At 67.8% G+C, this 14,661-nt stretch carries 13 protein-coding genes and 1 pseudogene; 10 read left to right on the top strand and 4 right to left on the bottom strand.

Going from position 1 to position 14,661, the window contains the following annotated elements:
• Position 1: 1 nt before the first annotated feature.
• Both AB8P05_RS29460 and AB8P05_RS29455 read right to left on the bottom strand, forming a co-directional pair.
• Positions 2-931: an amidohydrolase family protein gene (locus tag AB8P05_RS29460; RefSeq protein ID WP_472761948.1), complete on the bottom strand. Its 930-nt coding sequence runs from the start codon at positions 929-931 to the stop codon at positions 2-4.
• Positions 928-2,250: an MFS transporter gene (locus tag AB8P05_RS29455; protein WP_472761947.1), complete on the bottom strand. Its 1,323-nt coding sequence runs from the start codon at positions 2,248-2,250 to the stop codon at positions 928-930. Before AB8P05_RS29455 ends, AB8P05_RS29460 begins: the two co-directional genes overlap by 4 nt.
• A gap of 738 nt (positions 2,251-2,988) precedes the next feature.
• On the opposite strand from AB8P05_RS29455, the gene andAc reads away from it, so the two are divergent.
• The 9 genes from andAc to AB8P05_RS29410 all read left to right on the top strand — a co-directional run bounded on the left by andAc (position 2,989) and on the right by AB8P05_RS29410 (position 11,127).
• On the top strand, positions 2,989-4,263 hold the full coding sequence (gene andAc, locus AB8P05_RS29450; protein ID WP_472761946.1) for an anthranilate 1,2-dioxygenase large subunit AndAc: 1,275 nt from the start codon (positions 2,989-2,991) through the stop codon (positions 4,261-4,263).
• Positions 4,264-4,268: 5 nt separating this feature from the next.
• On the top strand, positions 4,269-4,757 hold the full coding sequence (gene andAd, locus AB8P05_RS29445) for an anthranilate 1,2-dioxygenase small subunit AndAd (protein ID WP_472761945.1): 489 nt from the start codon (positions 4,269-4,271) through the stop codon (positions 4,755-4,757).
• 20 nt (positions 4,758-4,777) lie between these two features.
• Positions 4,778-5,092: an anthranilate 1,2-dioxygenase ferredoxin subunit AndAb gene (andAb, locus tag AB8P05_RS29440; protein ID WP_472761944.1), complete on the top strand. Its 315-nt coding sequence runs from the start codon at positions 4,778-4,780 to the stop codon at positions 5,090-5,092.
• A gap of 34 nt (positions 5,093-5,126) precedes the next feature.
• Positions 5,127-6,380 carry an NAD(P)/FAD-dependent oxidoreductase gene (locus AB8P05_RS29435; RefSeq protein WP_472762006.1) on the top strand — a complete coding sequence of 418 codons (1,254 nt, stop codon included), beginning with the start codon at positions 5,127-5,129 and terminating at the stop codon, positions 6,378-6,380.
• 162 nt (positions 6,381-6,542) lie between these two features.
• On the top strand, positions 6,543-7,739 hold the full coding sequence (locus AB8P05_RS29430; RefSeq protein WP_472761943.1) for an ABC transporter substrate-binding protein: 1,197 nt from the start codon (positions 6,543-6,545) through the stop codon (positions 7,737-7,739).
• A gap of 32 nt (positions 7,740-7,771) precedes the next feature.
• The gene (locus tag AB8P05_RS29425) at positions 7,772-8,704 is read left to right on the top strand and encodes a branched-chain amino acid ABC transporter permease (protein ID WP_472761942.1); all 933 of its coding nucleotides are present in this window, start codon (positions 7,772-7,774) and stop codon (positions 8,702-8,704) included.
• A complete protein-coding gene (locus AB8P05_RS29420) occupies positions 8,701-9,678 on the top strand; it encodes a branched-chain amino acid ABC transporter permease (RefSeq protein ID WP_472761941.1) in 978 nt (325 codons plus the stop codon). Before AB8P05_RS29425 ends, AB8P05_RS29420 begins: the two co-directional genes overlap by 4 nt.
• Complete coding sequence (locus AB8P05_RS29415) at positions 9,671-10,426, top strand: ABC transporter ATP-binding protein (RefSeq protein WP_472761940.1); 756 nt, start codon at positions 9,671-9,673, stop codon at positions 10,424-10,426. The genes AB8P05_RS29420 and AB8P05_RS29415 overlap by 8 nt, the downstream gene beginning before the upstream one ends.
• On the top strand, positions 10,426-11,127 hold the full coding sequence (locus tag AB8P05_RS29410) for an ABC transporter ATP-binding protein (RefSeq protein ID WP_472761939.1): 702 nt from the start codon (positions 10,426-10,428) through the stop codon (positions 11,125-11,127). Before AB8P05_RS29415 ends, AB8P05_RS29410 begins: the two co-directional genes overlap by 1 nt.
• 30 nt (positions 11,128-11,157) lie before the next feature.
• On the opposite strand, the gene AB8P05_RS29405 is transcribed toward AB8P05_RS29410, so the two are convergent.
• A complete protein-coding gene (locus AB8P05_RS29405; protein WP_472761938.1) occupies positions 11,158-12,153 on the bottom strand; it encodes an AraC family transcriptional regulator in 996 nt (331 codons plus the stop codon).
• A 429-nt stretch (positions 12,154-12,582) separates the two neighbouring features.
• Here AB8P05_RS29405 and AB8P05_RS29400 point away from each other — a divergent pair.
• Positions 12,583-12,756 (top strand): annotated as a pseudogene (locus tag AB8P05_RS29400) (TRAP transporter substrate-binding protein); the annotation flags it as partial.
• A gap of 149 nt (positions 12,757-12,905) precedes the next feature.
• Here AB8P05_RS29400 and AB8P05_RS29395 read toward each other — a convergent pair.
• On the bottom strand, positions 12,906-14,657 hold the full coding sequence (locus AB8P05_RS29395; RefSeq protein WP_472761937.1) for a nitric oxide reductase activation protein NorD: 1,752 nt from the start codon (positions 14,655-14,657) through the stop codon (positions 12,906-12,908).
• Positions 14,658-14,661 lie beyond the last annotated feature (4 nt).

The raw sequence follows: 14,661 nt of genomic DNA, 5'->3' as shown, positions 1-14,661 counted from the left end.
ATCAGGAGAACCCGAAGAGGGCGGCCGGATTCGTGACCAGGATTTTCTCGCGCGTCGCGGCATCCGGCGCCCAGCCCGTCAGCAGGTCGAACAGCACGGCGTCGTCCGGCTTTTCCTTTTCGGTCGGGTGGGGCCAGTCGCTTCCCCAGATGACCCGCTCCGGGGCCGCCTGTACATAGGCGCGGGCAAGCGCGCCGGTATCGGCATAGGCCGGCGGACCGAGCTTGGTGTCGGCATAGGGTTCGGACAGCTTGATCCAGCCGCGGGCCTTGTCGACGATGCGCAGAATGGCCTGTGCACCCGGATGCGACAAGCCGTCGGGCTGCGGGATGCGTCCGAGATGGTCGAACACCACCGGAACCGGCAAGCCTGTCAGCACCTCTTCGAAGCGGGCAATCTGGTCGCCCGACATCAGAACCTGCGCGTGCCAACCCAAAGGGGCGATGCGGGCGGTCGTCTGGATCAGACGCTCCGGCGTCGTGACGCCCCAGCTCTGCGGGGTGAGGAAATTCACCCGCACGCCACGCACGCCGAGATCGTTCATCCGCCGCAGGTCCGCGTCCGTCGTGTTCTCGTCGATTACGACGATGCCGCGGGCTTCGCTTCCGAACTGTTCGAGCGCGTCGAGCAGGCAGCGGTTGTCGACGCCGTAGGTCGACGGCTGCACGACCACATGCCGGGTGATCGCCAGCTTCTTCTGCAATAAACGGTAATCGGCGACGGTCGCCCCGTCGGGCCGGCCGCCGCGCCAATGCGGCGACACCGGGAAACGGGCGTCGTAGACGTGATGGTGGCTGTCGCAGGCGCTCACCGGGGCCTTCAGGGCCGGCGGTTCGGTGCCTGCGGAATTCGGAACGGCCTGGGCCAGGGCTGACCGGGCGCCGACGAGCGCGCAGGCCCCGCCCGCCAGGAGGGTGCGACGGGTGATCATGCCACCCCCTTGGGCGCGGACCTGTCGCTGGCGGGATCGCCGAGAGCGGCCATGACCGCTGCCCCGGTGAGAAGGATGCCCGACAGCACATAGAGCGGCGTCGAGAAGCTCATGGTCGTCTCCCGCAGATAACCGATCATGAAGGGGCCGACGAAACCGCCGAGATTGCCGATGGACACGATGAGCGCCAGACCGGCCGCGGCGGCACGCCCGGTCAGAAAGCCGGACGGGATCGCCCAATAGGTCGCCTGGAAGGACAGGATGCAGACCACGGTCACGGTCAATGCCAGCATGGCCGGCAGGGGGGCCGTGAAGGTCGCGCTGACCGAAAGCGCCAGACCGGCCACAGCCAGGGCACCGCAGACGAACCACAGCCGGTGGTTCGAGCGGTTGGCGAGACGCGCCCAGAGGAGCATGCAAACGGCGCCAAGCGCGTAGGGCGCCGCGGAGATGAACCCGACCGCGACGTAGCTGACGCCGAAGCCGCGCACGATCTGAGGCATCCAGAGCCCGACTCCGAGCGAACCGCAGATGCCGCAGAAATTGACGAGAGCGAGCACGAAGACCTTCGGGTTGGCAAAGGCGTCGCGCAGCTTGTTTCCGTGGCGGGCCGCGAGGAGCGACTGTTCGGCCGCGAGTTGCTCACCGAGCGCACGCCGTTCCTTGTCTTCCAGCCACTTGGCTTTGGCGGGGTTGTCGGAAAGGACGAAGAGACAGGCAATCCCCAGCAGAACCGCAGGCAGTCCTTCGATGATGAGCAGCCATTGCCAGCCGGCAAGACCGCCGAAGCCATCCATGGTCAGCAAGGCGCCGGAGATCGGCGAGCCGATCATGTTGGCGACAGGAATGCCGACGAGGAAGGCCGCGGTCGCCTTCCCGCGCCAGGCGCCGGGAAACCAGTAGGTGAAATACAGATAGACCCCCGGCGTGAAGCCGGCTTCCGCCATGCCGAGCAGCAGACGCATCACCGAGAAGCTCACTGGTCCGGTGACGAAGCATGTCAGCGTCGACAGCAGGCCCCAGGTGATCATGATGCGCGCGATCCACAGGCGCGCGCCAACCCGCTGCATCATCAGGTTGCTGGGAATCTCGCAGAGAAAATAGCCGAGAAAGAAAAGCCCTGCTCCCCAGCCGAACTGCGACGGCGTAAGGCCGAGATCGCGGTTCATCTGCAGAGCGGCGAAGCCGACATTGATGCGATCGAGATAGCTGACGACGTAGCAGACGAAAATGAACGGAATGATGCGCCGCATCACCCTCGTCATTGTCGGCTCGATATCGACTGCCTGTGCCGTTAAGGCAGCGGACACGCTTCCCATGCGCCTTCTCCCATCCTTGTTTTGTGCCATGACGCGACATTCGTTGGGGCGAACCATAGATGCAGGCTGCATATAATGCAACGCCGTTTCATTTTCTGTTGGCGGCTTGTGAATGGGACAGGCGAAAGGAATGGGCAATCCGGAGTCCGGAAGCGGCGATAGCCGTGGGCCGTCCGGTCCGAACGCTCTGTCGTCGCGGTCCAAAAGCAGTGTGGGCAGCACATCGGTCACCTCCAAAGGAGAGGTGATCCTCTGATACCGCCGAGCGTAAGTTCCGACTTACGCTCGGCGTTAAGGGCCGCGACTGCGGCCCCGCAGGCCCATGCCTGCGAAGGCAAGCGGCCGGACGGCCGCGCCCGCCGTTTGAGGGCGAGCATAAAGCCTGATGTGTCAGGCTTTACGCTCGATGATATAAGTCAGCCCTGCGTCGTCGAACAAGCTGGCGCGAAGGCTTACAGAACCGTTTCGGCAGCTCAACAGCTCAACATCGCGGCGACTTGGTCAAATCCGGAGCATCCTCTGCGCTTTATTATGGCACCGCCTATATCTCCAAAAAGAATGTGGGTTTTGATCTTCTGATTGTTGCGTTTTTTGGATAGTGGCGGACCGCGCATGCGCCCTGCGGATAGTGCGATGCACCGGTCATCTGCCAAGCTTTTCCGGTCTGGAGGGTTGGTTGACCCCATGGCCATCCATGGCCAGAGGCGGAACGCAATCCATGGTCAAAGGAAAAGCTCGATGACTGGACCAAGCGCCGAAAGCCGGCTTGCCGTATTCCCGAATCCCGACGGGTCGCGTGTGCCCTACACGGTGTTCAGTTCCGAAGAGATCTATGCACTGGAACAGGAGCGCATCTATCGCGGCCCGACCTGGAACTTCCTGGGTCTGGAAGCGGAGATCCCCAAGCCCGGCGATTACAAGAGCACCTTCGTCGGCGACACGCCGGTGGTGATGACGCGGACCGAGGACGGCACGCTGGCCGCCTGGGTCAACCGCTGCGCCCACCGCGGCGCCATGGTCTGCCGCAAGGCCCGCGGCAACGCGCTGTCGCACAGCTGCGTCTATCACCAGTGGAGCTTCGGTGCGGCGGGCAACCTCCAGGGCGTTCCCTTCCGGCGCGGCCAGAAGGGCGCCACCGGGATGCCGAAGGATTTCGATCCGGCAAAGCACAACCTGCATCAGCTGCGGGTCGAAAGCTATCGCGGGCTGGTCTTCGCCACCTTCAGCGATACGGTCGGCCCGCTGGCCGATTACATCGGTCCGGAGATGCGGCCCTTCGTCGACCGCATCTTCGCCAAGCCGGTGGTCTATCTCGGCTGCACCCGGCAATATTCGGACAGCAACTGGAAGCTTTATCTGGAGAACGTCAAGGATCCCTACCACGCCAGCCTGCTGCACCTGTTCCACACCACCTTCAACATCTTCCGCGTCGGTATGAAAGCCCGCTGCATCCCCGACGCTACGCACGGGCTGCACAGCATCATCTATGTGTCGAAGAGCGAGGAGGACGTAAACTCGGCCGACTACAAGGCGCAGAAGATCCGTTCCTACGACGAGGGCTTCCATCTGGAGGACGACTCGCTGCTGGCGCTGGAGCCGGAATTCGAGGAGATCACCACCAACCACATCCAGCCGATCTTCCCGCAGCTGGTGATCCAGCAGATCCACAACACGCTGGTCGCCCGCCAGCTGCTGCCCAAGGGGCCGGACCATTTCGAGCTGGTCTTCCACTTCTTCGGCTATGAGGACGACACGCCGGAGCTGCGGGCGCTGCGCATCAAGCAGGCCAATCTGGTCGGCCCGGCCGGCTACATCTCGATGGAGGACACCGAGGCGACCGAGTTGGTGCAGCGCGGCACCGTGCGCGACGGCGACAAGACCTCGGTCATCGAGATGGCCCGCTCGGCCCCGGACGAGCAGAACACCCTGATCACCGAAAACCTGATCCGCCGCTTCTGGGTCGGCTATCAGAACCTGATGGGCTTCCAGACGCCCGGCGTCGCGGCGGAGTGACCGGCATGAACGACCTGATGACCCGCGACCTGATGATCCGCCTGGAGCTGAGCGCGCTCCAGGACCGCTACGTCTCCATCATCGACAACGACCGGATGGAGGAATGGCCGGCGCTGTTCACCGAGGATTGCCTGTACCAGATCATCTCGAAGGAGAACGAGGATCTGGGGCTGCCGGCGCCGATCATGCATTGCGACAACGCCCGCATGCTGCGCGACCGCGTGGTGGCGATGCGCAACGCCAACATCTTCGAACAGCCGATCTACCGCCATTGCCTGTCCGGCCTGGAATGGAAGAGCGATGGGGCGGACGGTTACCTCTGCCAGACCAGCTATGTGGTGATCAACACCTCGGCGGCCGGGGAATCGACGGTCTACCAGGCCGGGCGCTATCTCGACCATGTGGTGCGCACGGCCGAAGGGCTGCGCTTCAAGTCCAAGCGCTGCATCTACGACACCAGCCGGGTGCAGACCCTGCTGGCCTACCCGATCTGACCGCGGAGAGGAAACCGACCATGACCGAATGGTACGACGCCGCCGCCACCGACGCGCTGGGCGACGACGAGGTGCTGGGGCTCAGCATCGCCGGCGTGCCGGTCGCCCTGTTCCGGCAGGAGGGCGCCTTCTTCGCCCTGCACGACCTCTGCTCCCACGGGGCGGCCCGGCTGTCCGACGGCTTCGTCGAGAATGGCTGCGTCGAATGCCCGCTGCACCAGGGGTTGGTGGATATCCGCAGCGGCGCCCCCTGCTCCGCCCCGATCACCGAACCGGTGCGCAGCTATCCCGTGCGGGTGGTCGGCGACCGGGTCGAGATCGCCCTCAAGCCCTGAAGCAACCGCTGAGGAGGAGGCCCCCGTGACCGCGATGCCGGAAAGCAAAACGACCTATGTGGTGGTCGGCGGCGGTCAGGCCGCCGCCTGGATCGCCCGTACCCTGCGGACCGAGGGGTTCGCCGGACGGCTGGTGCTGATCGGCGAGGAACCGCACTGGCCCTATGAACGGCCGGCCCTGTCGAAGGAGTTCCTGCGGGGAACCGGCAGCGTCGAGGCGATCACCTTGCTGAACGCGACGCTGGCCGAGGAGGCCGGCATCGAGTGCTGGCTTGGTCAGCGCGTGGTGTCGGTGGACCGGGAGGCGCAGGTCGTCGTCACTGCCGACGGCCGGAGCGTCGCCTACGACACGCTGTTCCTGGCGACCGGCGGGCGGGCGCGGCGGTTGCCCGGTCTGGATTCGGTGCCGGCGGAGCGGGTCCACACCCTGCGCACGCTGACGGAGTCCAAACGGCTGCGCGGTGCGCTGGCCGGGGTGAAGCATCTGCTGGTGCTGGGCGGCGGCTGGATCGGACTGGAGGTGGCGGCGACCGCCCGCGCCCTCGGGGTCGCGGTGACGGTGGTGGAGGCGGCCTCCCGGCTGTGCGCCCGCACCATGCCGCCGGTGGTCTCCGACTGGCTGCATGCCCTGCATGAAGCCAACGGCGTGCGCGTGCTGACCGGGGCCGGCGTTGCCGACGTCACCGGCACGGCCGACGGCGTTACCGTCACCCTGGCCGACGGCGGCAGGCTGCAGGCCGACCATCTGCTGCTCGGCATCGGCATCGAGCCGGAGGTCGGGCTGGCGGCGGCGATGGGGCTGGCGCTCGACGATGGCATCGTCGTGGACGTCCAGGGGCGGACCTCCGATCCACGCATCTTCGCCGCCGGCGACGTCACCCGGCATCCCAACGCCTTCGCCGGGGTGACGCTGCGGCTGGAATCCTGGGCCAATGCCCAGAATCAGGCCATCGCCGCCGCGCGGGCGGCCCTGGGCGGGACCGGAATCCATGCCGACATCCCGTGGTTCTGGTCCGATCAGTATGGCGTGAACGTGCAGATGCTGGGGCTGCCCGGCCTCGGCACCCGCGCGGTGACGCGCGGCACGCCGGAAGCCGGCAGCGGCTGCTGGCTGATGCTGGACGACTCATGCGTCACCGTCGGCGCGGTGGCGGTCAATGCCGCCCGCGATCTGCGGGTTCTGCGCAAGCTGCTGGAGGATGGCCGCGCCCCGCTGCCGGACGCCTGGGCCGACACGGCCACGCCGGTCCAGCGCCTGCCCAGCCGCCCGAACGTCGGAATGGACTGACGCGTCCTTCAAGACCTTCCGATCCGGTTTTCAAGAACCGAAATTCGGATCTGGACAGTTCGACCCCCGCCACGGACAACCGGTGCACCGCAGAGACACGGATGCCAAAAGCCGGACTGCGAGGGTATGCTTCCAACACATCAAGAACAGGGAATTTCACTAATGAACCGTCGCAGCTTTCTCACCACGACCGCCGCAACGGCAACCCTCGCCGCCACCGGGGGATTCGCGTTCGCGCCCTCCATCGCGCGGGCGCAGAACCAGGCGGTGAAGGTCGCCTTCGTCGGCACGCTGTCCGGTCCGGGAGCGGCGCTGGGCACGCATCTGCGCGACGGCTGGCTGGCCGGGGTAAAGCGCCTCGACAACCAGCTCGGCGGCCGGGCGGTCGAAACGCTGGTGATCGACGACGAGCTGAAGCCGGACGTGGCGGTGTCCAAGGTCCGCGCCGCGCTGGAGCGCGACAAGGTCGATTTCGTGGTCGGCGTCGTCTTCAGCAACATGCTGCAGGCCATCGTCCGCCCGGTGACGGAGAGCAACACCTTCCTGATCACCGCCAACGCCGGCCCTTCCACCCTCGCCGGCAAGGGATGCAGCCCCTTCCTGTTCAGCAGCGCCTACCAGAACGACCAGCCACACGCGACCATGGGGCAGGCGGCGCAGGATCTGGGCTACAAGCGCGTGTTCATCCTGGTGCCGAACTATCAGGCCGGCAAGGACGCGGTGGCCGGCTTCCGCAGCCGCTACAAGGGCGAGGTCGTCGACGAGATCTATGTGCCGCTGAGCCAGCTCGACTTCTCGACCGAGGTCACCAAGATCGCCGCCGCCAAGCCGGACGCCATCTTCACCTTCATGCCGGGCGCGCTCGGCGTCAATCTGGTGCGGCAGTACCGTCAGGCCGGGCTGGCCAACATCCCCTTCCTGTCCACCTTCACCGTCGACGAATCGACCCTGCCGGCCCAGGGCGAGGCGGCGCTCGACTTCTACACCGCCGCCACCTGGGCGCCCAATTTCGACAACCCGCAGAGCCGCCGTTTCGTGCAGGAGTTCGAGACGGCCTACGGCTATGTCCCGTCGAACTTCGCCGCCCACGCCTATGACGCCGCCCACATGCTGGACGCGGCGATCCGCCGGACCAAGGGCGACGTCGCCGACAAGGCGGCGCTGCGCACGGCGATGGAGGCCGGCGACTTCCCGTCGGTGCGCGGGGCGCTGCGGCTGGGAGCCAACCATTTCCCGATCCAGGATTTCTGGCTGTGCAAGGTGGCCAAGCGCGCCGACGGCAAGTTCCAGACGGAAACCGTGCGCAAGGTGCTGACCGCCGACGCCGACAGCTACGCCGCCTCCTGCAAGATGGGATGACGGGCGGGACGGGTTGACAGGGGGCTTTCACGATGTCCATGCTTCTGGTGCAGGCCCTGAACGGCCTGCAATTCGGGGTGCTGTTGTTCCTGGTGGCGGCCGGGCTGAGCCTAGTGTTCGGCGTCATGGATCTGATCAATCTGGCCCATGGCGTCCAGTACATGCTGGGCGCCTATGTCGCCGCCACGTTGGGGGTGTGGACCGGCAGCTTCTGGCTGGGGGCGCTGCTGGCGCTGCCGGTGGCGCTGCTGGTCGGGCTGGCGCTGGAATGGCTGGTGTTCCGCCATCTCTACCGCCGCGACCATCTGAGCCAGGTGCTCGCCACCTTCGGGGTGATCCTGACGGTGGAAGAGGCGACGCGGGCGCTGTGGGGCAGCGCGCCGCAGACCGTGCTGGAGCCGTCGGGGCTGACCGGCGGCCCGCTGGGCGGGGTGGAGATCGTGCCTGGGCTGATCTACCCGACCTACCGGCTGGTCATCATCGGCGTCGGCATCGTGGTGCCGCTGCTGCTGTGGTTCCTGGTGGAGCGGACGCGGGCCGGGATGCTGGTGCGGGCAGGGGCGACCCATCCCGCCATGGTGTCGGCGCTGGGCGTGGACATCCGCCGCCTGTTCACCGTGGTCTTCGCCTTCGGCGCGATGCTGGCGGGCTTCGCCGGGGCGCTGGCCAGCCCGATCTTTCCGGTGGCGCCGGGCATGGGCGACACCGTGCTGATCCTGTGCTTCGTGGTCATCGTCATCGGCGGCGTCGGCTCCATCCGCGGCGCCTTCATCGCCGCCTTGCTGGTCGGGCTGCTCGACAGCGTGGGGCGGGCGATGCTGCCCGACCTGCTGCGCCTGCTGCTCGACCCATCGTCGGCCCGTCAGACCGGGGCGGCGCTGGCCTCCATGCTGGTCTACATCGTGATGGCCGCCATCCTGTTCTTCCGCCCGGCCGGTCTTTTCCCGGGAGGACGCGCGGCATGACCGCACCGTTCCGCAAACATGCCCTCGCCCTGGTCACGCTGCTGGCCCTGGCGGCGGCCCCCTTCCTTGGCTTCGGCGACGGCTTCGCGCTCGGCCTGCTGGCCCGCGCGATGATCCTCGGCATGGCGGCGGTCAGCCTGTCGCTGCTGGTCGGCGGCGCCGGGCTGGTCAGCCTGGGCCACGCCGCGACGATGGGGATCGGCGCCTACACGGTGGTCGCATTTGACGCCGCCGGGATCAGCGAGGGGCTGATCGTCTTTCCCGCCGCCATCGCCGCGGCGGCGGCCTACGCGCTTCTGACGGGAGCGGTGTCGCTGCGCACCAGCGGCGTGCATTTCATCATGATCACGCTGGCCTTCGGGCAGATGGCCTTCTTCACCACCTCCTCCTTCTCCAGCCTGGGCGGCGACGACGGCTACACGTTCTATGCCCGCACCGAATGGCTGGGGACCCGCATTCTGGACAACCGCCTGACCTTCCATTTCCTGTGCCTGAGCCTGCTGGCCCTGGTGTGGGTCGGCGGCACCCTGCTGCTGGGCAGCCGGTTCGGCCGGGTGCTGCGGGCGGCGCGGGAGAATCCGCAGCGGGCGCTGGCGGTCGGCTTCCAGCCCTATCCCTACCGCTTGGTCGCCTACGTGATGGCGGGGGCGGTCGGTGGGCTGGCCGGCGCCCTGCTGGCCAACGCGACGGAGTTCGTGTCCCCTGCCCTGCTGTCCTGGACCCGGTCGGGGGAGCTGCTGTTCATGGTCATCCTCGGCGGCGTCGGCCAGATCGGCGGCGCGATCCTGGGGGCGCTCGCCATCGTGCTGCTGGAGGAATCGCTGTCGCACCTGATGGTGTACTGGCGGCTGGTGTTCGGACCGCTGCTGGTGCTGTCGGTGCTGTTCCTGCCGGACGGGCTGGTCGGTGCGCCGCTGCGCCTACGTGCCGCCTTCCGGTTCGCCTCGCCCAAGCGGAGGAACGCCGATGCCTGATCCGTTGCTGGAGCTGCGCGGCCTGAGCAAGAATTTCGGCGCGCTGACCGTGACCTCCGACGTGTCGCTGACCGTCCTGCCGGGGGAGATCCACGCGGTCATCGGCCCGAACGGGGCGGGCAAGACCACGCTGATCCACCAGATCAGCGGCACCCTGCGCCCGGATCGCGGAACCATCCGCTTCGCCGGCCAGGACGTGACCGCCCTGCCCTTCGAACGCCGCGCCCGGCTGGGGCTGGCCCGCAGCTTCCAGATCACCAGCATCGTGCCGGGCTTCACCGCGCTGGAGAATGTGGCGCTGGCGGTGCAGGCGCGCAGCGGCTCCTCCTTCCGCTTCCTGCGGCCGGTCGCGAACGAGAAGGCACTGAACGACGAGGCCCGCGCCGCGCTCGACACCGTCGGGCTGGGCCGCGTCGCCGACCGCAGCGCCGCCGCTCTGTCGCATGGCGAGAAGCGCCAGCTCGAACTCGCCATCGCCATCGCGATGAAGCCCCGCCTGCTGCTGCTCGACGAGCCGCTGGCGGGCGCCGGTCCGGAGGAGACCGAACGGCTGATCGGCATCCTGCGCGAGCTGCGCAGCCGCTACGGCATCCTGCTGGTCGAGCATGACATGCAGGCGGTGTTCGCCCTGGCCGACCGCATCTCCGTCCTGGTCTATGGCCGGGTCATCGTCACCGGCACGGTGGACGAGATCCGCGGCCATCCCGAAGTCCGCACCGCCTATCTTGGAGAGGACGCGTTGGCGTGATGCTGAAGATCGACAATCTCACGGCGGGCTACGGCCAGAGCCAGGTGCTGTTCGACGTGTCGCTCTCCATCGAGGCCGGGCAGGTGCTGGCGCTGATGGGGCGCAACGGCATGGGCAAGACGACGACCATCTCCGCCGTCATGGGGCTGATCCCGTGCTGGGGCGGCGGTGTCAGCTTCGACGGCCGGGGCATCGACCGGATGCCGCCGCACCGGGTGGCGCGGCTGGGGGTCGGGCTGGTGCCGGAAGGCCGCCAGATCTTCCCGACCCTGACGGTGGAGGAAAATCTCGTCGCCACCGCCGCCGCCCGTGGTGACGGAACCGCGCGCTGGACGCTGGAGGCGGTGTGGGAGCTATTCCCCCGCCTGCGCGAACGCCGCCGCAACCTGGGCAATCGCCTGTCGGGCGGCGAACAGCAGATGCTGGCGATCGGCCGGGCGCTGATGACCAACCCGCGCCTGCTGATCCTGGACGAGGCGACCGAAGGGCTGGCCCCGGTGATCCGCGCCGAGATCTGGGCGGTGCTGGAGACGCTGAAGCGCGAGGGCCAGTCGATCCTTCTGGTCGACAAGAACCTGTCGGCGGTGCTGCGCCTCGCCGACGCCTGCGCGGTGATCGAGAAGGGCCGCACGGTGTGGAGCGGCACCAGCGCGGAGCTGGGCCGGGCGGCCGACATCCAGGAAACCTACCTGCACATCTGAAATGTCCACGGGGAGCGGGGGCGACCGCCGTCAGGCGCCCCCGCGCCTCAGTGTGTCGGACGGCCGCTCGCCGAAGCGTTCGGCATAATCCTGGGCGAAGCGGCTCAGATGGGTGAAGCCGGCATTCAGCGCGATGGCCGTCACGCTGGCATCCTCGCCACCCCCGGCCCGCAGCCGGCCATGAACATCGTCGAGCCGCAGATTCCGCAGATAGCGCAGCGGGCTGACGCCCTCGAACCTCTTGAAGGCATCGTGCAACGTGCGTTCCGGCACGCCGGCCGCCCGGGCGATGTCGGCCAGCGTGATCGCGGCGGCGGAGTTTTCCCGCAGATAGGCGATAGCCCGATGAACCGACACCGGCCGCGGACCCTGTGGCCGGTCGTCCGCCTCAACGCATTCCTGCCCGGCCAGCAGCAGCCGCAGGAAAAGCTGCTCATACTCCGCGGCCACCAGGGCGTCGTCCCGGATCAGCCGCACGGTGGCCGGATCGCCGATCACGCCACGCAGCGCCACCAGCAGCGGCGTCAGCCGGGGGCTGCGCAAATCCAGCCTTGACGCCAACCGCACCGGACGCGGCCCGTTGAAGGCCGCCAGCCGGGTGCGCGCAATCTTGAGCACCAGCTGCTCGCAATCGGGCGAGAACTGCCCAGCGATTGGGCTTCCCGGCGAACAGAGCACGCCGTTGAAACGGTCCACGGTGAAGGTGTCGCGCTCGATGCGGATTTCGGCGCCGCCGCTGACGCAGAGGATGGCGAGATAATAGTCATCCAGCGGCGGAACGGCGATCGACGCCTGACCGAACTTGATCGTGCCGATTCCCATGCCCTTCATCGCCATGAAATCCATGTGCGACGGCTGGCCTCCCTGCGGCCGGCCGCAGGCCATCAGGCTGTGCGGCTGCATCACCTTGGAAATCCGCTCGCGGGCGTCGTCCAGATCCGACGTCTCGAAAACGCGGCACAGCCGAAGCGCCGATGCATCGAAGGACGGCCCGTTCAGGGCAGACAAGGCGGCAGTCATGTCCATGGCGACGCATCCTCCTGGCTGTGGACAATCCTCGCAACGATACGGACTCTAAGCAAATCTCATACCGGATGCCGGCTTCCGAAGCGGGAACGCCCCCGCCAATCCTGGCGGGGGTCGCTCCTCGACCGGACAGACCGGAACCCGGGGCGCCGGGACCGCTCAGGCGGACACGCGCGCGTTCGACCAGATCGGCCGGCAGGCCGTCACGGGTGGCGAAGGGGAAATCGCCGTCGATCAGCGGATCACTCTTGAGACCGTCTCAAACCTGGGGTGCCATCAAGCCGCCCGCCGGAAAGGTCGACGGTCGTATGGCTCGGCGGCGGTGTGGTCCGCGGCGAGTCCAAGCTGCGCAGCAGCGTTGCCACTTTCCGGGCCGGCGGGCTGACGGCGGTTTTTGAGGCTGGAGTCGAGGCCAACCAGGAGGTCGGCGCCCAGGAGGCGATCAACCGCATCCGCGAGGCGACGTCGGGCCGGCTTGACATCAAGCTGTTCCCGGCCAACCAGCTGGGCAGCGACACCGATCTGCTGGGGCAGGTGCGCAACGGCGGCGTCGAGATCTTCAACCTGTCCTCGCTGATCCTCGCCACCTTCGTGCCGCTGTCAACCCCCAGCGCCACCTGGTCTCCCACCGCACACTGCGCACCGTCCGGGCGCAGACCGTAGCCGGCCGGCAGGCCGCGACCGCCGCGGCGTGAACCAGTTGCGAAGTTCGCAAGTTCTACTTGCCGACGCAGTTGCTGTGACAAAGCCAATTATGTCGATAGCCGCAGATAGAAGGTCGGCAGCACCTCCGGCAGCTTTTCGGCGCGGTCGATTACCATGACGTTACGCGCCCCGAACATTCGGGTCAGATAATCTCGGCCCTGCGGATCCAGCCCGATCACGAAGCAGTCGATCCCCCGCGACACCAGCCCCAGCACGGCACGGCGGGCGTCGTCCAGGAGATAGCGGCGGTCGGCGACGTCGATGTCCGACGGCTCGCCGTCGGTAACCACCAGCAGCAGGCGGCGATGGGTCGCCTGCTGCTCCAGCAGCCGTCCGGCATGGCGCAACGCGGTGCCGAGCCGGGTGGACAGGCCGGCCTTCAATCCGGCCAGCCGCCCCCTGGCCGCGGCGTCGTAGGGTTGGCGGAAGGCCTTGATCCGGTAATAGCTGACGTCCTGCCGCCCGTTGGAGCGGAAGGCATGGATGGCGAAGGGATCGCCCAGCTCGTCCAGCGCCTGGGCGAACAGCGTTGCGGCCTCACGCTCGACCGACAGCACGCTGCGCCCGCCTCTGGCGATCGGGTCGCCGGTCGAGGCGGAAACGTCGAGCAGCAGCAGGACCGACAGGTCGCGGTTGCGGCGGACCAGCACCTCATGCACCCGCGGATCGGGAGCCTCGCCGCGGCGATGGCTGACCATCGCGTCGATACAGGCATCCAAATCCATGCGGTCGCCCTCCGGCTGGCGGCGCAGCCGCACCGGACGGCTGACCTTGGCCGAGCGGACCAGAGCGGTCAGCCGGTCGGCGGTCGCCTGATGATGCTCGACGATGCGGGAGATGGCGGTGGGATCGCCAGGCTCGGTCCGACGTTCGTTCAGCACGACCCAGTCGGGACGGTCGATGCCGACCCGGTAGTCCCATTCCGGGTAGCGCACCGGCGGGGCGGTAATTTCCTCCTCCCCCACCGCGCGGGCGGGGACATCGGTGGCGGACAGCCTCGCCGGGGTGGCGCCCTCCCCCACCTGATCGTCGGGGCGGCCGTGATCGCGCTCCTCCTGCTCGGTGCGGAAGGCCTCGAACACCGTCTCGGCGTCGCTGGGCGGGGTCGGCGGCGCCTCGCCATGGTCCCACAGGCCGAGATTGTCGTCGCGGTAGGCCGGCTCGACGACATATTCCTTGGAATTGAACTGCACCCGCATCTGGCCGAGGTCGTTGCCCAGCAGCCCGCCGATCCGGCGGCTGAGCGCCGGACTGTCCCACTCGGACTCCGCCTCGAAGAACAGGCGCCTGCCCTTGGCGACCCAGGCATCGTCGTCGCGGTAGTCGGGGTCGATCAGCGCGCGGGCCAGCCGCGCCATTAGGGCGGGTGCGGTGCCGGCGCCGTCCGGCCCGGCAACGTGGAAGGGCCGCCAAACCCGCAGCAGTCCGGGATGCTCGCGCATCGCCAGCTGCTCGACCCGGGCGTCCTCGATCAGCGAGACGAGCGCCAGTTGCAGCGGCTTCAGCCCGGCGGCCGGGAAGCGTGGACCGGTGAAGCGCAGATGCGCCCCGGCATGGACCAGGGCCGCACGGAACAGCGCGCCGGAGCGGTTGCCTTCGACGCCGCGGAAAGTTCCGGGCATCCAGATCAGCCCATCCGACAGGCTGACCCGCCGCGGCGGGTTGCCGGCGGCATCCGGCTTGGCGTGGCGGATCGGCACCCGCAGCCGCCACAGCGCGACCAGATAGGCGACCAGCCGGCGCTCGACGGAGGAAAAGGCTGTGTCTGCGGGACATTGACGCGATTGGTCGTCGGGCATCTGG

This window comes from Azospirillum sp. VT-I1 (genome assembly GCF_055698305.1).
The sequence above is the reverse complement of the archived record's forward strand: the minus strand, read 5'-3'. Positions and strand labels throughout refer to the sequence as shown.